Source organism: Pseudomonas sp. P4_C8, assembly GCF_056401975.1.
Genome location: NZ_JBFUIH010000019.1, coordinates 63,661 through 83,883, shown reverse-complemented (window position 1 = coordinate 83,883; position 20,223 = coordinate 63,661). Strand labels below are relative to the sequence as shown.

General features: G+C 59.4%; 13 protein-coding genes and 2 pseudogenes. 8 read left to right on the top strand and 7 right to left on the bottom strand.

Annotated features, from left to right (window positions below; translation table 11 throughout):
• The first annotated feature begins 215 nt into the window (after positions 1–215).
• Positions 216–1,130 carry a LysR family transcriptional regulator gene (locus AC1DWM_RS14030; RefSeq protein ID WP_477795446.1) on the top strand — a complete coding sequence of 305 codons (915 nt, stop codon included), beginning with the start codon at positions 216–218 and terminating at the stop codon, positions 1,128–1,130.
• Between the two features lie 671 nt (positions 1,131–1,801).
• Here AC1DWM_RS14030 and AC1DWM_RS14025 read toward each other — a convergent pair.
• The 7 genes and pseudogenes from AC1DWM_RS14025 to AC1DWM_RS13995 all read right to left on the bottom strand — a co-directional run bounded on the left by AC1DWM_RS14025 (position 1,802) and on the right by AC1DWM_RS13995 (position 9,968).
• Positions 1,802–1,990 carry an AbrB/MazE/SpoVT family DNA-binding domain-containing protein gene (locus AC1DWM_RS14025; protein WP_223521727.1) on the bottom strand — a complete coding sequence of 63 codons (189 nt, stop codon included), beginning with the start codon at positions 1,988–1,990 and terminating at the stop codon, positions 1,802–1,804.
• A gap of 339 nt (positions 1,991–2,329) precedes the next feature.
• Positions 2,330–3,462, bottom strand: a pseudogene (locus tag AC1DWM_RS14020) (aminotransferase class V-fold PLP-dependent enzyme).
• A gap of 127 nt (positions 3,463–3,589) precedes the next feature.
• A pseudogene (locus AC1DWM_RS14015) lies at positions 3,590–4,386 on the bottom strand (transposase); the annotation flags it as partial.
• 339 nt (positions 4,387–4,725) lie between these two features.
• Complete coding sequence (locus tag AC1DWM_RS14010; protein WP_223521731.1) at positions 4,726–5,736, bottom strand: YeiH family protein; 1,011 nt, start codon at positions 5,734–5,736, stop codon at positions 4,726–4,728.
• A gap of 58 nt (positions 5,737–5,794) precedes the next feature.
• Complete coding sequence (locus tag AC1DWM_RS14005) at positions 5,795–7,111, bottom strand: MFS transporter (RefSeq protein WP_223521733.1); 1,317 nt, start codon at positions 7,109–7,111, stop codon at positions 5,795–5,797.
• 141 nt (positions 7,112–7,252) lie between these two features.
• The gene (locus AC1DWM_RS14000; protein ID WP_317849419.1) at positions 7,253–8,908 is read right to left on the bottom strand and encodes a 3-(methylthio)propionyl-CoA ligase; all 1,656 of its coding nucleotides are present in this window, start codon (positions 8,906–8,908) and stop codon (positions 7,253–7,255) included.
• 37 nt (positions 8,909–8,945) lie between these two features.
• Positions 8,946–9,968 (bottom strand): alpha/beta fold hydrolase, encoded by a 1,023-nt coding sequence (locus AC1DWM_RS13995; protein WP_477795445.1) that lies wholly within the window; start codon positions 9,966–9,968, stop codon positions 8,946–8,948.
• 108 nt (positions 9,969–10,076) lie between these two features.
• Here AC1DWM_RS13995 and AC1DWM_RS13990 point away from each other — a divergent pair, with 108 nt between their 5' ends.
• The 7 genes from AC1DWM_RS13990 to AC1DWM_RS13960 all read left to right on the top strand — a co-directional run bounded on the left by AC1DWM_RS13990 (position 10,077) and on the right by AC1DWM_RS13960 (position 20,222).
• Positions 10,077–11,129 (top strand): AraC family transcriptional regulator, encoded by a 1,053-nt coding sequence (locus AC1DWM_RS13990; protein WP_477795444.1) that lies wholly within the window; start codon positions 10,077–10,079, stop codon positions 11,127–11,129.
• A gap of 271 nt (positions 11,130–11,400) precedes the next feature.
• A complete protein-coding gene (locus AC1DWM_RS13985) occupies positions 11,401–12,270 on the top strand; it encodes a TauD/TfdA dioxygenase family protein (protein WP_477795465.1) in 870 nt (289 codons plus the stop codon).
• Positions 12,271–12,384: 114 nt separating this feature from the next.
• Positions 12,385–12,861 (top strand): 2,4'-dihydroxyacetophenone dioxygenase family protein, encoded by a 477-nt coding sequence (locus AC1DWM_RS13980; protein WP_477795443.1) that lies wholly within the window; start codon positions 12,385–12,387, stop codon positions 12,859–12,861.
• A 251-nt stretch (positions 12,862–13,112) separates the two neighbouring features.
• On the top strand, positions 13,113–15,119 hold the full coding sequence (locus AC1DWM_RS13975) for a DUF1302 domain-containing protein (RefSeq protein ID WP_477795442.1): 2,007 nt from the start codon (positions 13,113–13,115) through the stop codon (positions 15,117–15,119).
• 39 nt (positions 15,120–15,158) lie between these two features.
• On the top strand, positions 15,159–16,517 hold the full coding sequence (locus AC1DWM_RS13970; protein ID WP_477795441.1) for a DUF1329 domain-containing protein: 1,359 nt from the start codon (positions 15,159–15,161) through the stop codon (positions 16,515–16,517).
• A gap of 110 nt (positions 16,518–16,627) precedes the next feature.
• A complete protein-coding gene (locus AC1DWM_RS13965; protein WP_477795440.1) occupies positions 16,628–17,698 on the top strand; it encodes a WD40/YVTN/BNR-like repeat-containing protein in 1,071 nt (356 codons plus the stop codon).
• A gap of 31 nt (positions 17,699–17,729) precedes the next feature.
• Positions 17,730–20,222, top strand: a complete 2,493-nt coding sequence (locus tag AC1DWM_RS13960; protein ID WP_477795439.1) for an efflux RND transporter permease subunit — start codon at positions 17,730–17,732, stop codon at positions 20,220–20,222.
• Position 20,223: the final 1 nt, after the last annotated feature.

Genomic DNA, 20,223 nt, shown 5'->3' with positions numbered 1-20,223 from the left:
GACCAAGAGGAGAAACCAATCTGTCGCAAGGGCCACAATCCACGATGGCTTACGGCATCATGCGTTTCATCAAAGTGCCTGGGCTTTTTCTGGTACGGTCTTCTGGTGAGGTTCGAAGCCCAGGTGGTGTTGGTCCGAGAGTAGTGGGCCAAGGCAGCAGCTGACAGGCAATCGAAAGTGAACAAGGCAACCCAGGGTTAACACCGGCGGACACTATGAAGTTCTATCAACTCAATGCACTGGTAGCGGTGGCCGATGCGGGCAGTATCCGCGGCGCTGCAAAAAGGCTCGACACTTCCCCGGCAGCGGTCACCAAGGCCATCCAGAAGCTGGAGGCAGACACCGCGACACAATTGCTGATCCGTAATACCTCAGGGATTGTGTTTACCGAACTCGGCAAGAAGCTGTTGATTCAGGCACGTCTGCTGGTGGCACAGATGGTCTGTGCCCGTCAGGTGTTGCCTGATTGCAAGGGGGAACTGGAGGGGGGCTTGTCGGTCGCCGTGACACCCTGGTTGGCGATGACGCTCATGCCAAAATCCGTCGTGCGTTTTCGCCAGCTGTTTCCAAAGGTACAACTTGAATTGTATGAGGGGCTTTCATCGGTCGCGTGTCCGCTGCTGCGGGATGCGAGTGTCGATCTGTTTATCGGACGGCTTGATACCCGGTTTTCCAGCACCGACCTGACCTATCTGCCGCTGTTCACGGCCGATTGTGCGGTGGTAGCCCGTCAGCAACACCCGTTGTCGAACAGCAGGACCATGGAGGATCTGGCGTCGGCTGACTGGATACTGGCCTCGCAACAAGACGGAACGATTTCGACGCAGGGGCATGTGCATTTCGCCCATTCGCTCTCGATCATCTTGAGCTTGCTGCGTGAAACCGACATGTTGAGCATCTTTCCCTGGCCGCTGGTGGAGATATGCGCTCAGCGCGAAGGCTTGTGCGCCTTGCCTCTGCGCGAGCCGGTCAGCAGTGCCTCGGTGGGCGCCATCAGCCGAAGCGGGCAGCCCCTGCGGCCGGCGGCCGAACGGTTTCTGGAGTGTCTGATCGAAACCATTCACCTGGAGATGGGGCATGCGCATTCTCCTTATCGACGGATGTTGCAGACCGTCGATTTACTGGTCTGAGAGCGGTTATCGAAACTGAGTGGAACGTCACTGGTTTCATAGTCATACCTCACTGTCCGCTCCTGGCCGAGCCCTGCCTGTCGTGACCGACCATGTAACCGGTCATTGAGCAGAACTTCATGCCCAGTTCGCTTGTCAGGTACGTCGGGTAGGGCGCGTATGCTGTTGATTTCCGGGGATTCTGGTGATTAACGGCAAAGTCCGGTTTTTAGGTACCTGTGACAGCGATAGAAGTTCCATCCAGACACATCATTTATGGGCGATGTTTACTGTTCATAAGTGGGCCGGTGCCTCGTCCTGCTGGGGGTTTAGGGCTAATGCCGTGGGCGAATGTTCATCGATCTATGTTCATGGAGCTGGCCAGCGACTTCCGGACCTACCCGCTTCTGTAGGCCGTGTTTCTTCAATGCAGTGTGCTCCCGGATTCGAGCGTGTTGTTTTGGCTACGGTTTGCGTTTGCTACCCACATCCTCACGTCTTTCCGGCCTGGACATCGGCGGGGATGGCAACTACTAATGATTTCACATGGTCGATTGCTGCCTGTCAGCAAGTACGGCTTGCGACCCAATGTAGCGGACTTTCGCCGACGGCAATTTAGTCCGATCGTTGCCGCTCAGATGTGCCGTTCGCGTATGCCCGTTTGAAGACTAGGTAAAGCGCGCCAGTTCGATTCAGCGTGTAGCTGAGTGGCTCGACTTCGGCGTCAGAACTATCGCGCCGTCGATCACTTCTATGGTCAGTACGTCGCCGACGCTCAATCCTAAACTGGCGAGTAGTTCAGGTGGCAAGTCGACGATGACGTCGCCACTTCCATCCGCAGGATCTTGGCATTTCACTGTCCAGCGTTGGGCTTCGGTCATGATGTTACTCACATGCGGGGATGACTCATTATGCTCGCAATGTCTTTGCCGGTTGAAGCGTGCTGCTGACTGGTGATGACTTCTCCTGGCCGATCCAAGTCATACAGCCGCCAATCATCCGCCCCGTGAAAGGCTTCGTTGGAACCCTTTTTTGATAGCGCTGAAGGGCGCACGTGTCAGTAAGACGCGTGCACGGGCTTTCCCTTATGGTTCTAACATGACGTCCGGGCGACCAGCGTCATATTCGTCGAAGATCAGCGCCATGGGCCGGCAGTGCCCAGGGCAGGATGCCTTCCTGGAATTCACAAGTTCGGTATGTGCTGAGGGCAAGATGAGGGCTTAGTTAACCATCACCTCGTCCAGTGCCTGCTCGAGGGTGCTGACCGTGCGCTCGATATTGTGCAGCTTTTCGAGTCCGAACAGACCGATGCGGAAGGTCTGGAAGTCAGCCGGCTCGTCGCATTGCAACGGCACTCCGGCGGCGATCTGTAGGCCGTGGTTGGCAAATTTCTTACCGCTCTTGATGTCGGCATCATCGGTGTAGCTCACCACTACGCCAGGGGCCTGAAAGCCGGCTGCGGCCACGCTTTTGATGCCTTTGCCGGTCAACATTGCGCGCACCCGATCGCCCAGAGCCTGTTGTTCGCCGCGGACCTTGTCGAAACCGTAGGCTTGCGTCTCTTTCATCACTTCGTTAAATCGCGCGAGGGAATCGCTGGGCATGGTCGCATGGTAGGCATGTCCGCCCTGTTCGTAGGCCTGCATGATCTGAAGCCACTTTTTCAGGTCGCAGGCGAAGCTGCTGCTATGTGTCTGTTCGATGCGCTCGAGGGCCAAGGAACTGAGCATCACCAGGGCGCAGCAAGGGGAGGCGCTCCAGCCTTTCTGCGGTGCGCTGATCAGCAGGTCGACTGCGCATTTCTGCATATCAACCCAAAGCGTGCCAGAGGCGATGCAGTCCAGCACGAACAGGCCACCCACCGCATGCACGGCGTCGCCGACGGCCCGCAGGTAGTCGTTGGGCAGGATAATTCCTGATGAGGTTTCAACGTGGGGGGCGAAGACAATCTGCGGCTTCTGCGCTTGAATGGCTGCCAGCACTTCGTCCAGAGGGGGGGGGCGTAGGCAGCCTGGCGACCAGTGTCGACCGGTCGGGCTTTCAGCACCGTGGTGGCCACCGGGATGTTGCCCATCTCAAGGATCTGGCTCCAGCGATAACTGAACCAGCCGTTGCGTATCACCAGGCATTGCTGGTCGGTGGCAAACTGTCGCGCCACCGCTTCCATGCCGAATGTGCCGCTGCCCGGGACCACCGCAACAGCCTGGGCGTTGTAGACCTGTTTCAGGGTCCTGGAAATGTTCTTCATCACGGCTTGAAATGACTGCGACATGTGGTTGAGCGAGCGGTCGGTGTAGACCACTGAGTACTCGACCAGCCCCTCAGGGTCGATACTGGGATATAGCTTTGACATGGGGTGACTCCTTTGGCAGAGATGTCAGTGGTATCGACCCTGCCCTAAGCCTTGGCAAATGACAAGATTGCTCGGGATTGAATTGCGACTTCTGTCGAGCGGCTGGCATCACCTGTGGGCGGCAACTCTCATGGGCAATGATCAGATGGTGCATGTCGTCGACAGCTGTTTGGACGTTGTAGCCAACCGTTCCGGTGCCTCGGCCGCTCGTGGCCATTGAGCGTGCATCGGATCGGTAAGAGAGATTTGTTGGTCTGGACTGTCGTGGAGCTGCGCCTCGATGTCCTTGAGTTTCTGCATCTGCTGTTTCAGGGTTTCGATTTTTTCTTTCAGCCGCTCGGCTTTGGCCTCGGCCACTTCGGGCGTTGCCCGATCCACCGAATCCATCGCCACCAGATAACGATCAATGCGCTGTTCGATCTGTTGCATGCGCGCCTTCACTTTGCCCTGGGTGAAGTTACGGTCACGGTTGTTGACGGCTTTGAACTTGCTGCCATCGATGGCGATGATCGATTGAGAGAAGAGGTCGAGGTTACGGCAAAGCACTACGAACTGGCGGCAGACGCTGCGAATGGCTTTGCCGTTTTCCTTGCGAAAGTCGGCAATGGTTTTGAAGTCTGGAGCCAAACGTCCCGTCAGCCACATCAACTCGCCGTTACGCTCGGCCTCACGCTCAAGCCGACGGCTGGACTGAATCCGATTGAGGTAGCCGTAGATATAGATCTTTAGCAAGGTCGCTGGATGGTAGGCCGGACGCCCCGTTGCAGCAGGATCAACACCCTCAAACCCAAGTGCACCCAGGTCGAGTTCATCGACGAAAACGTCGACCACTCGCACTGGGTTTTCTTCGGCTACGTAATCGTCCAGACACTCCGGCAGCAACGTGACTTGCGTCCGGGCCTCACCTTCAATGAATCGCTTCATTATCGTCCCCGCCACGATCTCGACGATTTGAAGGTTAGACAATCGCAGGCGTTTTCACACAGCCTGGACCCAGAGCGGACATTCGTAAGAAGGCGGGGCGGCTCTGTTGCGTCCGGAGAAAAACACCTCTGACACCGCGTTATAGCGTCATGTTTCTTTCATGCAAGCGGTAACCGACCCGACTGCTCAGGCGCTCGTAATAGTTCCTCGCGGCAGATAAGCCCGAACAAGCAAATTTCGAGATAAAAAATGCCGCGTAACGGAGCAGCTGGTACACAACTCCGATGCGGCAAAAAGCTCTGTTTGACGAGAGCGTCGATAACCCCGCAGGGGTTCGGTTTACATGGCCCAGTGCAGCATTGCCAGCACCAGTGCGCCAAGGAATACGGTTTCTCCCACCATCAATAGAATGGGTTTGATCCCCACTGAGGCCAGCTCCTTGAGCTGCGTCTTCATGCCCAGTGCGCTGATGGCGATCACCAGGCACCAGCGTGACAGGCTGTTGCCGGCGTCCTGAACCATCTGTGGAATGAACCCGGTGCTGTTGACTGCGGCAAGGATTACGAATCCCACCGCGAACCACGGCAGCAGCGGTGGTCGCTTGCTGCCAGGTTCGACGCCGCGGGCGCGGGTGATCATGGCCGCACACAGAATCACCGGTAGCAGCATCGCCACGCGCATCAGTTTCACGACCGTGGCGCTGTCGCCGGTCTCGTGTGACATGCCGTAGCCGGCGCCAACCACCTGGGCGACATCGTGAATGGTTCCGCCGAGGAAAAAGCCTGCATGGAGTGGGCTTAGGTTGAAAAATTGGGCGATCATTGGGTAAAGGATCATTGCCATGGTGGATAGCGCCGAAACGCCAATGACCGTGAACAGCGTCGCCCGCTCTTTCTTCTCATGGCTGGGCAGCGCTGCCGCCAGGGCAAGGGCTGCCGAAGCGCCACAAATTGCGGTGGCACCGCCGGTAAGCAGGCCGAACAAGGTGCTGAAGCCCATGGCACGAGCCGCGACGATGGACACCAGGATAGTCACCACCACCAGCGTCACCACCATCAAAACTGGCTGCCAGCCAAGGGCAACGATCTGCTCCAGGGTGATGCGGATGCCGAGCAACGCAACACCGACCCGAAGGATCTCGCGGGCCGTGAATTCGATGCCAGGCTTGCATACGCCGTCACCGGAAAGAAAATTCATCGCCATGCCCAGTAGCAGTGCGAAGAGCATCACCGGTGCACCGTAGTGCTCGGAGAGGAACGTGGCCGCAGCGGCGACCATGGCGCTGACGATAAAGCCGGGCATCAGCAATTGGCTGCGTACCCCCAGCGAGGCAATGGTTGCGGAGCTCATGCAGGACTCTCCTGAGGGCAGGGCAGTGGTTGTGCCACGGGCAGCTCGACGGGGGCGCTCATGACATTCTTCCGGCTGGCGATGTACCTGTGACAGTCGTCACGAGTCTCTGGATATCGCGGTGGTAGTGGCGCTTGCCGTAGCAGAACACCAAGGCTGCAGCGATGCTGACCAGCGGGATCAACTGGAAAGCGCGATCGAGACCAAAGGCGTCAGCCAGCAGGCCGGTGACATAGGGACCGGGCCCCTGACCGAGCAGGTTGTTGGCCAGGGCCAGAATGGCAAAGGCCGTGCCGTGCACCGAAGGGTGGGTCAAGTTGGCAATCACGGCGCCGGCGGGGCCAAACGTGCCGGTGACCACCAGCATGGCCAGAGCAATGCATACCAGTTGCGCCAGGCCTGGGGTCAATAGCATGGCCACTGACAGCAACAGGCTAGTAATCAGGCAGTAGGCGATGGCGAGGGAAATCTTGCGCCCGGGAGCTTTACGGCATAGGCGGTCGCTAAGGATGCCGCAGAGAATCATGCCGGCGCCACCCGCCAGGATCAGGATGGCGGAAATCATGCCAGCCCGATCGGTGCCCATGTGGTAGTAACGGTTAAGGTAGCTGGGCAACCAGGCAATCAACGAGCCGGCGATGAACATCTGCAGACCGCTGCCGATATAAGCGCTGATGACCGAGCGGCTGGCGAACAGCGTACGCAGAGGATTCTTGCCGCTTGCTTCGGCGTATTGGCCTGCGCCCTTATCGCAATTGCCAAGGCGCGACTCCTTGACTACCAGTGGATAGAGGATGGCGAGCGTCATGCCAAAAATCGCCATGATGATGAAAGCGGTGCGCCAGCCCAGGTGCTGGGCGATGACGCCACCGAGTGCCATGCCCAGTACTGAGCCAAACATGCCGCCAGCCATGAAGGTGCTGATGAGGGTCGCACGCAGCTGCTTGGGGAACACCGAAAGCACCACCGCGACGCCAACGCTGGCATAGGCCGCCTCGCCGATGCCGACCAACGATCTGGCGAGGAGCATGTGCTGGTAATTTTGCGCAAGGCCGCAGCCCAGAGTAGCCAGGCTCCAAAGCGCGGCCATCAGTACCAGGCTGCGGACTCTCCCCCAGCGGTCGGCCATTATTGACAAGGGTACGGCCAACAGGCCCACCATCAGAGCGACGATGCCGCTCAGCAGGCCGAGCTGGGAGTCGCTCAGGGTCCACTCGGACTTGAGCAGTGGAAAGATTGCGTTGAGCACTTGTCGCGACATGTAGTCTGAAATCAGCAAACCGAAACTTAGTGCAAATACGCACCAGGCATACAGCCGGGGCACGCTGACGGTCGAAGTTTCGATATTGTCAGCAAGGGCGTGGTGAACATTCATGGCGTTTCCTTGAATCTGGGCTTCTTGTTGTTATTGCACGGCCCTGATCGGACTCGTGAACCGGGCCTTGACCTGCGTGCGGCTCGGGCAAGCATCGGCGCGTGTCACTGCCCGCCCGAGCGCATTGAGCGAGGCCGGCCCTCAGGCGGTGGGCAGACGGTAGTCGTGGAACATCTCGCGAAGCTTGTTCTTCAGCATCTTGCCGGTCGCGCCGAGCGGGATGCTGTCGACGAATACCACGTCATCCGGGGTCCACCATCTGGCGATCTTGCCTTCATAGAAGCCAAGCAATTCGTCGCGCGAAACTTCGCTACCGGGCTTGCGGGTCACGACCAGGAGCGGGCGCTCATCCCACTTCGGATGGTAGGCCGCAATACACGCGGCCATCGCCACCGCCGGGTGGGCCATGGCGATGTTTTCCAGGTCAATGGAACCGATCCACTCACCTCCGGACTTGATGACATCCTTGCTGCGGTCGGTGATCTGCATGAAGCCCTCGGCATCGATGGTCGAGACATCGCCTGTTGGGAACCAGCCATCGACCAGCGAATCGCCAGTGTCGCTCTTGTAGTAAGAGGAGATGATCCAGGGACCGCGCACCATCAGCTCGCCCGAGGTTTTGCCGTCGCGGGGGAGTTCCTTGCCATCATCGCCGACGATTTTCATGTCGACGCCGTATACGACCCGACCCTGTTTGGCCTGCAGGACGCGGCGTTCGGCGCTGTCCATGGCGAGGTGCCTGGCCTTGGGGGTGCAAACGGTCCCGAGCGGACTCAGCTCGGTCATGCCCCAGACGTGCAGCACCTGTACGTCATAGCGGTCCTCGAAAGCCGCCATCATGGCCGAAGGGCAGGCCGAGCCACCGATAATCGTCCGGCGCATGGTCGAGAATGTCTTGCCCGTTGCCTCGACATGGGCGAGCAAACCTTGCCAGACGGTGGGCACGCCGGCGGACAGGGTGACTTTCTCCGCCTCGAACAACTCGTAGAGCGATTCGCCGTCGAGCATTGGCCCGGGAAAAACCAGCTTGGCGCCGACCATGCAGGCCATGTACGGCAAACCCCAGGCGTTGACATGGAACATCGGCACCACCGGCAGGATGGTGTCGCGCGCCGAACAGTTCAAGGTGTCGGGGAGGGCGGCGGCGTAGGTGTGCAGAAGCGTCGAACGGTGGCTGTAGAGCACACCTTTGGGATGGCCGGTGGTACCGGAGGTGTAGCACAGCGACGATGCGCTGTTCTCATCGAAGGTTGGCCAAACGAAGTCGTCGGTGTGGGTTTCGATCAAATCTTCGTAGCACAGCAGATCGGGGATCGAGGTAACCGCCGGCATATGCGCTCGGTCGGTCATGAGCACGAAACGGGTGATGGTCGAGACTTTTCCGGCGATGGATTCGACCAGCGGCAGGAAGGTCAGGTCGAAGAAGAGCACGCGGTCCTCTGCGTGGTCGGCAATCCACTGCACCTGGTCGGCATGCAGGCGTGGGTTCAACGTGTGCAGCACGGCACCCGAGCCGGATACGGCGTAGTACAGCTCCATGTGGCGGTAGCCGTTCCAGGCGAGCGTGCCGACGCGGTCACCAAAGCTGACGCCGAGCGTGGCGAGCGCATTGGCCAGGCAGCGTGCGCGTTGCCCAAGGTCGCGATAGGTTTGTCGATGGATATCGCCTTCGACGCGGCGGGAGACGACCTCCTGGTAGCCATGGTGGCGCTCGGCATGGGTGAGGAGCGTCGAAATAAGCAGCTGCTGTTGCTGCATCAGTCCATTCATGTTGGACACCGTCTTATTGTTGTTCATGTGAAATACCTTGGCGAATAGCCAACGAGGGATCGACTCAGTTGTCGTCCAGTTGTTCGAGGAACTCGAGAAGCAACGCGTTGATCTGCTCTGGCGTTTCTTCCGCCGCGGCGTGGCCCACACCGGGTAGCAATACCTTCTTGCGCAGCCCGACCAGATAGGTTTCGAGCTGGTCATACAGCCCACGAATCTGTGGCGGCTCGATGGATGGGTCGTTGGCGCCACCGATGAACATGCTGGGCTGGCGCACCACCGCGCCATCGAGAAAGGCGGAGATCTCCCAGTTGCGGTCGCGGCAACGGTAGTAGTTCAGGGGACCGGTGAAGCCAGCACGGGTGTACTCATCCACGTAGTAGTCGATCGCCTGGGGGCTCAACCAAGCGGGAAATGCTACAGGGTCGGTGAAGGCATTGAGGATGGGTTCATCAGGCTCGATGAACAGTCGCCAGCGCTCGGCACCGACCGCATCACCCGAGACCGAGTAGTAGATGCTGCGCAAGGTCTTGCGCGTGTCGGCGGCCAGTTCACGGTCTGGCTTTTCCAGCTGCTGGAAGTACAGGTGGTGGTAGCCCTTGCCCTTGGCCATCGCCCGCAGCCCATCCGTGGGCCTGATCCGGCCGCGCGGAGGCACTGGCGTGTTGAGCATGACCAGTGCACGAAACAGTTCGGGGCGCAGCATGGCGCAGGACTGGGCTACCCAGGCACCGAGGTCGTGGCCGACGACGATCGCGGAGGTTTCGCCCAGGGCCTCCATCAGGCAGACGATGTCACCCACCGCTTGGCTCATATCGTAGGCCTCGACCGCAGCAGGGCTGTCGGACATGCCAAAACCTCGCAGGTCAGGAGCGACCACCCGATAACCAGCAGATGCCAAGGCCGGGATCTGTCGTCGCCACATGTACCAGAGGTAGGGGAATCCATGCAGGAGGATGACCAGGGGGCCCTGACCTTCCTCGACGTAGTGCATCCGGATGCCGTTGATCTCAACGAAGTTGTGAGCGAACGCGAGGGGAGCGTCAACGTCCCGCAGGGGCTGGTCCTGGAAGTGTTCCAAATTCATCGCAGTACTCGTCATATTGTTGTTGTATGGGAAGAGCTTGACGAGATAGGGGTGGTTGAGTTTGGCTATTCAGGACACCAACTTATCAAAACGGGACGGGGTGACCGCATGTCCAGCCTGATTCGCAGTGCCTGTTTGACCGGCTATGCCTCCATTGCCCACTCAGTCGGGCTGGACCCGTTCCGGATGTTGCGGCTGGCCAAATTGCCACCCCGCGTGCTTGACGATCCGAATCTTCTGATCAACGGCTATTCGGTCTGCTGGCTGTTGGAAGAGTCGGCACGGCTTTCCGGCCAGGAAGCCTTCGGCCTGCTGATGGCGGAGCGCCGAGACTTGGCCGACTTTGGCATGCTTGCCCTTATGATGCGCGAGGAACCCACCCTGCGCGCTGCGATGGAGTCGTCCGCGCGCTATATGCGACTTCATAACGCCGGTGTGCAATTGCGCCTTGAAGACGCCGGAGACCTGGTGCTTCTGCATGTGGATATACAGCAGAAGTACCCGGGGCTTTTGCGCCAGGTGGTCGAAATCTCGACAGGTATTATTTTTCGGTCCTATCGGGCGCTGGCGCACGATGCTTTCAAACCGGTGAACATCTGTTTCAGCCACGAACGTCCAGCCAAGCTGGACGTTCATCGCCGCGTGCTCGGAACGGCAATCGACTTTGGGCAGGAGTTTAACGGCATTGTCTGCCGGGCTCGCGACGTGGACTTGCCCATTGTCGCAGCCACACCCAAGCTCAATCGAGAAGTGAAGCGCTGGCTGGACATGCAGTTGACGGACCAAGGCGATGAGCCCCTGGATCGGGCGCGCCAGGTCATCAGGGTACTGCTGCCCACCGGAACCTGTTCGGTCGATCGTGTCGCCCAGCACTTGGGGTTGCATCGCCGCACACTCAATCGGCGCTTGGCGGAAGTCGGCGAGAGTGGGCTTTCTGTGGTCAATGCGGTGCGTGTCGAACTCGCCGAGGAGTACCTGTTGACCAGCAAGCGCAAGCTCTACGAAATCGCGGGCCTGGTGGGTTTTTCATCAGGCGCCGACTTCTCTCGCTGGTTCCGTCACCAGTTCGGCATGTCCCCGTCGGAGTGGGCGATACAGCATCGTGCGCATGCGGCAGCTGGGTCCACCCAAATGCCGCCCCCCCCTCCCGGGAAGCCTTGACGAAGTCGGATACCCAGCCGCCCTCGTTGTCCGAAAATGCCAACATGTTGTCCCGTCTTGCAAAAGCTGGGGCGACGGCAATCCCTAGCATCTCTCCAAGGAACCGAAACGGTGCCATTGGCTCGCTTTGATCCTGTCTGATTTGCCGGGCATGCGATTGCATGCCGGCGTACACCAGAGACTGGAGACTTCAATGATAAAAAAAACAGCTTTCCAAAACAGTTCATCGCCATCACCGGCGATTATCCGTCCTTCGGCTCTTCAACATTCGATCAAGGTCGAGCTTTGCACGCCTAACATCGGCGCCGAGATCAGCAACATCAGCCTGGCCGACGCTGCCCAGGACCCTGAAATGATCGCGGAGATCCGGGCACTGTGGCTCAAGCACAAAGTGCTGTTCTTTCGCGACCAGGACATTACTCCGATGGAGCAGCAGAATTTCGCGGCGCAATTCGCCGAACTGGAAGCCCATCCCGTTGCGCCTAGCCATCCGCAGGCGGACAAGTTGCTGATGCTGTACCGCAATCTCGACCCCAACAAGCAGAACATGGTCGAAAAGATCAGCCGCGAAAACCTTTGGCATGCCGATGTCACCTTCAAGAAGGCACCGCCCCGCGGCGCGGTGTTGCGCTGCGAACTGGGTCCTGAGGCCGGCGGCGACACCATTTGGTCGAACATGGTGATGGCTTATGAAAGCCTGCCCGACACCATCAAGCAACGAATCGATGGCTTGTACGCCAAGCACGATGCCGAGCACGCCTTTTTCGCCCAGATGCCGATCGCCGATCGTCACGCGATGGCCGCGAAGAACCCCGTCGCCGAGCATCCGGTTGTGCTTATCCATCCTGAGACAGGCGAAAAGGTGTTGTTCGTCAACTCGGCGTTCACCACCCATTTCTCGAACTTCTACACCTTCAAGGACGTCCGTTGCGGCCAGGACTTCAAGCCGGAAGCTAATAATCTGTTGAACTATTTGATTTCCCAGGCTGCGATTCCGGAATACCAGGTACGCCTGAAGTGGCGACCCAACACCGTCGCGATGTGGGACAACCTGCTGTGCCAGCACTACGCAGTAGCCGATTACGGCAATGCGCCGCGCAAGATGCTCCGCGCGACGTTGACCGGTACCCCTCTTAACTGATCCACCCCATTCCCAGAGGTCTGCGCCTCGTGCTGGATCAGTCGAGCGCGTACATCGTCGTCGGTCAAACCGAGCGATCAGCTTCTGGCAAAAACAATAGAAACGGAGATAGTCATGCTTTTTCAACAAGTTGAAACTGCCGTCATGCACGGCGAGTCGCTGCCTTGGGTTCCCTTCACCCCTTTTGCAGACAACGTCTTGCTGAAGTACTTCAAGCTCGACCCGATTCGCGGCGAGATCATCGTCATGATGAAGGCGCCCATCGACATGGTACTGCCCAAGCACCATCACTCCGGCACCGTCATCGTTTACACCATGGAAGGCCACTGGAAGTACAAAGAGCACGACTGGGTCGCCGGGCCGGGCAGCATTGTCTACGAGACCGCCGCATCCACTCACCAGCCGGAAGTAGTCAGCACTGAGGGTGGTGAATACATGGTGACGCTGGTGATCGTGAGCGGAGACCTCATCTTCGTCGATGAAAACGATAAGGTCATGGCCATCGAGAACTGGAAAACCTCGCTTCAGCGCTACCTGGATTACTGCGAGGCGAACGGGATCGAACCACAGGATCTCACAGCCTTCCACTAAGGCTAAACGGGCCCTCGACACCGATAGCTATCCACGAAGCTGGTGTCGGGGCCGCCCATCTTGACCGAGCAGTTCGATTAACTGTTCTGGTGTCAGGTTACTACGTCCTTTCCGCTGCTTGCCGGTAACAGGTGTCAAGTTCAACGACAGCGATCTCTGGTGTCGACCAGTCAGTTCCTGTTTGCCAGGCCGTGGGCGGGATTTCGTCGATCCAAGCATCCCTAACAATAATAAGAAGTGGAGCTAGCCATATGAAACACAGTCAGCCTTTCACCTTGCGTCGCAGTCCGCTGGCCATAGCTGTTGTCGTTGCAATCATGCCGGTCGCCGGCCACGCGTTCGAGTTCGATACCGGTAGCCCGGATTGGTCTGTTCGCCTGGACAACACCGTCAAGTACAACTACGGCGTACGCACCGAAAGCGCCGACAAGCGCATGCTCGGCTCGCCGAACAACAACGATGGTGATTACAACTTCCGCAAGTCCGGGACCAACATCACCAACCGTGTCGACCTGTTAACCGAGATGGATGTTGTCTACAAGCAAAACATGGGCTTTCGTGTCAGCGCCGCCAGCTGGTACGACAAGGCCTATGAGAACACCGGTTCCAATTCCAACCCGTTCGTCAACGGCAATGATTCACGGTCCGGTCTGGTCGCTAACGACCCACGCCTGGCCGGCGTCACCAACGACAACGTCGGCTTTGGCAGCCCGCACCTGAGCAACTACGCCCAGCGTTATTACACCGGTCCGTCCGGCGAAATTCTCGATGCCTTCGTGTTCTACAGCACCGAAGTGGGCGACGAGTCGATGCTGAGCGTCAAGGCCGGCCAGCACAACGTGTTTTGGGGCGAGACCATTCTCAACCCGGTGCATTCGGTCAGTTACGGCCAGTCCGGCCTCGATCTTGCCAAGCTCGCCGCCTCGCCGGGTACTGAAGCCAAGGAGCTGTTCGTCCCGCGTAACCAGGTGTCGATGTCGTTCACCGTCAATCCCGAGTTGACCGTGGGGGTCCAGTATTTCCTGAATTGGGATGCTGCGCGTCTGCCGGAAGCGGGCACCTACTATGGCGGTTCCGACCTGGTGGGCTTCGGTGCGCAGTCGTTCCTGCTGGGCAACACCAACTCCATCACGCCGGGCAGCCCGCTCGGTTGCGGCGTCGCCCCCTGTAACGCATTGACCAACGTGGTTCGTGGTCATGACCTGACCCCTGGCAATCAAGGCGACTGGGGCGTAATGGCCAAGTGGTCACCGGAGTGGCTGGACGGCACCCTCGGCGTCTACTACCGCAAGACCTCGGACATCCTGCCGCAGGCTTGGCTCGACACTCGCGGGGTCACCTCGGCCAACCCCAATGGCACGCGTCCAGCGGGCCAGGTGCCGGCTGTTGTCAACACGCTGAATTCGTTGAGCACCGCCACCTATCAACTGGCGTACTCCGACGACGTCGATATCTACGGTTTGAGCCTGTCCAAGGAATTCGGCGGCATCAGTGTCGGCAGCGACCTGAACATTCGCAAAAACATGCCGCTGGCGAGTATCCCGGCCATCGTCAGCTCCACCAGCCCGCTGGGCTTCGGGCAAGGTCTTGGCCTGCTGCCGGCACGTACCGCGGCCACCGGTGTCATCTACGACGTCCCGCACAACGGCGACAGCATGAGCGCCACCGGCGATACGCTGCACTGGACGCTCAACGGTTTGATGACCCTGCCCAAGACGCCGGTGTACGACCAGGCCGTGCTGCTCGCAGAACTGTATTACAGCAATCTGCTCAAGCTCGATGACAAGAACTCGGCACTCTACAAAGGCAAGAGCACTTACCGCGGTATCGATGCGCCGACCCGCGACAACTGGGGTATCGCCGTCAACTTCACACCGACCTGGTACCAGGTGTTCCCGGGCGTGGACTTGAACGCGCCGATGTCCGTCAACGTGGGCCTCGATGGTGTTTCCCCTGTGGTCGGCGGTGGCGCCAAGGACACCGGCAACTATGCCGCTGGCATCGGCGCCATCGTTTACAACAAATACTTTGTCGATCTCAAGTATGTGGATTCCTTTGGCAAGACTGACAAGTGCAACGTCAGCGGCAACAGCACCGGTGCAGCCAACGCCGGAAGTGGCGATGGATCGACCCCGAACGCCTTCAGTGGCAACGAGAACTATGCATGCTTCGCCGGTGGCTATTCGGCCTTCTCGGGTGGCGGCGCAACCACAGAAGACCGTGGTGCCGTTTACCTGACGCTGAAAACCACCTTCTGATACACCCATTGCTTAGATACTAAGCAGGAGAACAACAAAATGAAATTCGTCAAAACTCTGTTGGCCGCTACTATGGCCATGACTTTGGGCGCACATGCGCAGGCGGCCGTAACCGCCGTAGAAGCTGCCAAGCTCGGCAGCAGTCTGACCCTGGTAGGCGCTGAAAAGGCCGCCAATGCCGACGGATCGATTCCTGCCTACGCCGGTGGCTTGACCACCGCGCCGGCCAGCTTCAAATCGGGCGACACCATGCGTCCGGACCCCTTTGCCAGCGAAAAGCCGCTGCTGGTGATCGATGGCAAGAACGTCGATCAATACAAGGGCATGCTCACTGCCACCACGGCTGAACTGGCCAAGCGCTTTCCCACGTTTCGCGTTGATGTCTACCCGACTCACCGCACCGTAGCGTTGCCCCAGGCCGTCCTGGACAACAGCGTGAAGAACGCCAGCGGCGCCAAATCCCTGCAAGGCGGCCTGGCCATCGACAACGTTCTGCCTGGTGTGCCGTTCCCGGTCCCGCACAACGGTGCCGAGGCGATGTGGAACTTCCTGCTGCGTTACCAGGGCGTCAACATCAGCACCAAGTATGACTCCTGGAACGTTGACTCGGCGGGCGTGCCAAGCCTGGCCACTGCCGGACAGACTTTCATCAGCTACCCAATCTACGAGAACATGTCGCAGCCGATCAGCAGCGCGGACGTGTACTACCAGATCAAGGTGTCTTACACCGGCCCAGCCCGCCGTGCCGGTGAGGCGCTGATGATCAAGGACGCCGCCGACCCGTTGCAACAACCACGCCGCGCCTGGCAGTACCTGCCGGGCCAGCGGCGAGTCAAGTTGGCTCCCAGCCTGGCCTATGACACGCCTAACCCAGGTACCGCCGGTGCCGGGACCTTCGACGACGGGTTTGTGTTCAACGGCGCGCTGGACCGCTACGACTGGACGCTGGTGGGCAAGCAGGAAATGATCCTGCCTTACAACACCTACAAGCTGACTTACGTCCAGGACCCGAAGTCGCTGACTACCCCTAACCATCTGTCACCCGACTTCGTGCGTTGGGAGAAACACCGTGTGTGGATCGTTGAAGGCAACCTCAAGGCCGGTGCTCGTCACATCTACCAGAAGCGTCGCTTCTACCTGGACGAAGACAGCTGGACAGCTTTGGCTTCCGACCAGTACGACGCACATGGTCAGCTCTACCGTGGTTCCTTCGCCTTCCTCAGCCAAAGCTATGACAAGCAGGTGCCGGACTCTACGCCGTTCATGATCTACGACCTGGTTGGCGGTTCCTACAACATCAATGGTGTGGTAGGCCCGCACGGCGGCATCAAGTACATCGAGCCGCTCTCCAAGGCGCAGTGGTCAGCTGAGTCCCTGGCCGGTGCAGGCATCCGCTAAGCACTCTGTGATAAAGCGCCCAGGTGATCCACTCCATACCTGGGCGCCTGACTCCAACGCCGGGGTGCGCCTTTGCGCCCCCCGGCGCAGTTTTCTCAAGAGGATGCACTATGGGTTCTTACAAAAAGTGCCTGTTGCTAGCGCTGGGCGCCTCGCTGGTACTGGCGCAGGGAATCGCCCAGGCCGCCAACTTCGTTGACGTGCTGGACCAGCCAGCCAGGCTCAGCGCCCTGGCAGTGCGCAGCCCGTTGCTGGCCACGGCTCGCGCGGGTGAGCGCCTGGTCGCTGTTGGGCAGCGTGGTCACATTCTCTACTCCGACGACTGCGGCAAGAACTGGCTTCAGGCCAGCGTGCCGGTCAGCGCCGACCTCAATGCCGTGTCCTTTCCTACGCCGCAGCAAGGTTGGGCCGTGGGTAGCGATGGCGTCGTACTGCACAGCAGCGATGCCGGCGCAACCTGGAGCAAACAACTCGATGGCCGCCAGATCGGCGACTTGCTGGTCAAGCACTACAGCGCCCTGGCTCAGACAGAACCTGGCAATGAACAATGGCCGCAGCTCGTCGAAGACGGTCAGCGGTTGACGAAAGAGGGCGCCGACAAGCCAATGCTCGACGTCTGGTTCGCCAATGACCAACTCGGTTACGTGGTGGGTGTATTCAATCTGATCCTGCGCACTGAAGACGGTGGCAAGCACTGGACCCCATTCCAGGACCGTACCGATAACCCGCAGGGCCTGCACCTCAATGCCATCGCCGCCGCCGGCGATGCGCTGTACATCGCCGGCGAACAGGGCTTGCTGCTCAAGTTCGATGACGCGCAGCAGCGTTTCCTGACCCTGCCAACGCCTTATCAAGGCAGCTTTTTCGGTGTGGTCGGCAAGCCCGGCGAAGTCCTGGCCTACGGCCTGCGCGGGCATGTGTTTCGCAGTACCGATGGCGGCGCCAGCTGGACCCCACTCAATTCGGGTCTTCAAGTGAACATCACCGCCGCCACCCTGGACACCGACGGTCATTACGAGCTGTTTACCCAGGCCGGGCAACGCTTGGTCAGCCAGGATGGCGGGCAAGGCTTGAAATTGATGGCGCAGCAGAACCCGTCACCGGTCGCCGGCGCCGTTCAGGCAGCCGATGGCGCACTGGTGTTGGTCGGCAATCGTGGTGCACGCGTGCTTTCACAATAATAAGAACTGTATCAATTTGAGGTACCCAGACATGGGCAATATCCAACAAGACACGATGCCGGTGATTTGCAATTTGCAAGACTTCGATCGCAGCTCCGGTAACCGGCTGGAAAGGTGGGTCTTCAATCACCGCCCCCTGTTCATGTTGCTCATGGCAGTGATCACCCTGGTACTGGGTTACATGATGGCGACCCGCCTCGAGCTGCGTCCCAGCTTCGAGAAGATGATTCCGCAGAGCCAGCCGTACATCAAAAACTTCCTGGAAAACCGCCAGTCCTTGCGCGGCCTGGGCAGCTCGGTGCGGGTAGTGGTCGAAAACACCGAGGGCGACATCTTCGACCCCGAATACCTGAACGTGCTCAAACAGGTCAACGACGAACTGTTCCTCACCGAGGGCGTCGACCGTGCCTGGATGAAGTCATTGTGGAGCCCGGCGGTACGCTGGACTGAAGTCACCGAGGAAGGTTTCCAGGGTGGCCCGGTGATGCCCGATACCTATCAGGGCACGCCTGCGGATATCGAACAGCTGCGCCAGAATATCAACCGCTCTGGCATTGTCGGCAGCCTGGTGGCCAGCGACTTCAAATCCACCATGTTGATCGTGCCGTTGCTCGACACTGCTTCGGCGACCGGTCACAGCATCGACTACCACACGTTCGCCAAGAAACTTGAAAGGCAAATGCATGACAAGGAGGGCTCCGGCAAGTACAAGGTTCACGTGATCGGCTTCGCCAAGTTGGTCGGTGACCTGATCGACGGCCTGATCCAGGTGATGATGTTCTTCGGCCTGGCCGTGGTCACCTCGTTCGCCATCATCTACTGCTATACCCGTTGCATCCGCAGCACCCTGCTGGTGATCTTCTGCTCGCTGACGGCGGTGGTCTGGCAGTTGGGCATCGTCGCCTGGCTGGGTTACGCCATCGATCCGTACTCGGTGCTGGTACCGTTCCTGATCTTTGCCATCGGCGTGTCCCATGCCGCGCAGAAGATGAACGGCATCATGCAGGACATCGCTCGCGGCACTCATAAACTTGTCGCGGCACGCTACACCTTCCGCCGTTTGTTCATCGCCGGTGTCACTGCGCTGTTGGCCGATGCGGTGGGCTTCGCCGTATTGATGCTGATCGATATTCCGGTGATCCAGGACCTGGCGATCACCGCCAGTATCGGTGTGGCTGTGTTGATCTTCACCTCACTGTTGCTGATGCCGGTCGCGCTGTCGTACGTCGGCGTTGGCAAGAAGGCCGCCGAGCGCGCCTTGAAGATCGACAGCCGCGCTGCCGCGCATCGTGGCTTCGGTAAGCTGTGGGACTTGCTCGATCGCTTCACCACCCGCAACTGGGCCATTGGCACTGTACTTGGTGCCTTGGTGCTGGGTATTGCCGGTTTCGCGGTCAGTACGCATCTGAAGATCGGCGACCTCGACAGTGGAGCTCCGGAGCTGCGTGCCGACTCGCGCTACAATCGCGATAACGCCTACATCACCGACCATTACGCGCTGTCCAGCGACCTGTTCGCGGTCATGATCAAGACCCCGCCCGAGGGCTGCCTGAATTATCAGACGCTGGTCTTGGCCGATCGCCTGGCCTGGGAACTGCAGCAATATCCGGGTGTGCAAGCGACCTCATCGCTGGTCAATGCGGTGCGCCAGATCACTGCTGGATCTTTCGAGGGCAACCCCAAACTCAACAACATCCAGCGCAACCAGGACGTGTTGAACTACGGCGCGCAACAGGCATCGGTCAATGCGCCGGAGTTGTTCAACAACAACTGTTCGGTCATGCCGGTCATTGCCTACCTCAAGGACCACAAGGCCGAAACCCTGGATGCCGTGGTGGCGATCGCCGACAAGTTCGCAAGGGAAAACAGCACCCCGGATCGCCAGTTCCTGCTCGCCGCCGGCACTGCCGGGATCGAGGCGGCGACCAACATTGTGGTCCGCGAAGCCAATCACACCATGCTGCTGTACGTGTACCTGGCGGTGACACTGTTCTGCCTGATCACCTTCCGCAGCTGGCGCGCCACGCTGGTGGCGCTGTTGCCGCTGGTACTGACCTCGATCCTCTGCGAGGCCTTGATGGTCGCCATGGGCATCGGCGTGAAAGTCGCCACCTTGCCGGTGATTGCCCTGGGTGTGGGCATCGGTGTGGATTACGCGCTGTACCTGCTCAGCGTGCAATTGCACTACCAACGCAGCGGTATGCCGCTGTCCGAAGCCTACCGCAACGCGGTGGCCTTCACCGGCCGTGTGGTCGGCCTGGTCGGCATCACTCTGGCGGCCGGTGTGGTGTGCTGGGCCTGGTCGCCGATCAAGTTCCAGGCCGACATGGGCATCCTGCTGACCTTCATGTTCCTGTGGAACATGCTTGGTGCACTGATCCTGATTCCGGCCCTGTCCTACTTTCTGCTGCGTGGGCCCTCACTGAGCCGTGCTGCTGCTCCGGCTGAACCGGAGGGGCAACTCAACGATACCGACAATTCCAAAAAACCGGGCGTGCCACATGCCCTCACAATGTCCGAGTAAG

Bases quoted from the DNA above. Each gene is read 5' to 3' on its own strand.
- AC1DWM_RS14030 (WP_477795446.1), top strand. From the start codon at position 216: ATGAAGTTCTATCAACTCAATGCACTGGTAGCGGTGGCCGATGCGGGC.
- AC1DWM_RS14025 (WP_223521727.1), bottom strand. From the start codon at position 1,990: ATGACCGAAGCCCAACGCTGGACAGTGAAATGCCAAGATCCTGCGGAT.
- AC1DWM_RS14010 (WP_223521731.1), bottom strand. From the start codon at position 5,736: ATGAGCTCCGCAACCATTGCCTCGCTGGGGGTACGCAGCCAATTGCTG.
- AC1DWM_RS14005 (WP_223521733.1), bottom strand. From the start codon at position 7,111: ATGAATGTTCACCACGCCCTTGCTGACAATATCGAAACTTCGACCGTC.
- AC1DWM_RS14000 (WP_317849419.1), bottom strand. From the start codon at position 8,908: ATGAACAACAATAAGACGGTGTCCAACATGAATGGACTGATGCAGCAA.
- AC1DWM_RS13995 (WP_477795445.1), bottom strand. From the start codon at position 9,968: ATGAATTTGGAACACTTCCAGGACCAGCCCCTGCGGGACGTTGACGCT.
- AC1DWM_RS13990 (WP_477795444.1), top strand. From the start codon at position 10,077: ATGTCCAGCCTGATTCGCAGTGCCTGTTTGACCGGCTATGCCTCCATT.
- AC1DWM_RS13980 (WP_477795443.1), top strand. From the start codon at position 12,385: ATGCTTTTTCAACAAGTTGAAACTGCCGTCATGCACGGCGAGTCGCTG.
- AC1DWM_RS13975 (WP_477795442.1), top strand. From the start codon at position 13,113: ATGAAACACAGTCAGCCTTTCACCTTGCGTCGCAGTCCGCTGGCCATA.
- AC1DWM_RS13970 (WP_477795441.1), top strand. From the start codon at position 15,159: ATGAAATTCGTCAAAACTCTGTTGGCCGCTACTATGGCCATGACTTTG.
- AC1DWM_RS13965 (WP_477795440.1), top strand. From the start codon at position 16,628: ATGGGTTCTTACAAAAAGTGCCTGTTGCTAGCGCTGGGCGCCTCGCTG.
- AC1DWM_RS13960 (WP_477795439.1), top strand. From the start codon at position 17,730: ATGGGCAATATCCAACAAGACACGATGCCGGTGATTTGCAATTTGCAA.